Here is a 524-nt window from a genome sequence, read left to right as displayed (position 1 = left end):
CTGTCGTTACTACGCAAAACAAGCGCAAAACCTACAACCATTTGAACTGGAAGGTTTCGATGGTGTGAAACGCATTTCAAGCCGTGAAGGTCTCGGTGTGTTCGTTTGTATTAGCCCTTGGAACTTCCCTCTGGCGATTTTCCTTGGTCAAGTAACCGCGGCGCTTGTTGCGGGTAACACTGTGGTTGCTAAACCGGCTGAACAAACCAGCTTGATTGCTACTCGCGCGATTGATTTGATGCTGGAAGCTGGCTTCCCAGCTGGCGTAATTCAATTACTTCCTGGTCGCGGTAGTGAGATTGGTCATGCACTAACCTCTCACGACGCCATCGCAGGTGTCGCATTTACGGGCTCTACGGCAACGGCACAGCGCATCAACGTAACGTTGGCAGAGCGTACCGCGAAGCCAGTACCGTTTATCGCGGAAACTGGCGGCCAAAACGCCATGATCGTCGACAGTACTGCACTGCCAGAGCAGGTGGTTCGTGATGTGATTCGCTCTGCGTTTGCATCGGCGGGTCAAC

At 52.9% G+C, this 524-nt stretch carries 1 protein-coding gene; it reads left to right on the top strand.

What is annotated here, in order from left to right; all coding sequences use genetic code 11:
• A partial coding sequence (locus tag R8N49_RS30235) for an aldehyde dehydrogenase family protein (RefSeq protein WP_318190832.1) occupies nucleotides 1–524 on the top strand: 524 nt, incomplete at both ends.

It is taken from the genome of Vibrio sp. 1978, assembly GCF_033344345.1.
The sequence above is the reverse complement of the archived record's forward strand: the minus strand, read 5'-3'. Positions and strand labels throughout refer to the sequence as shown.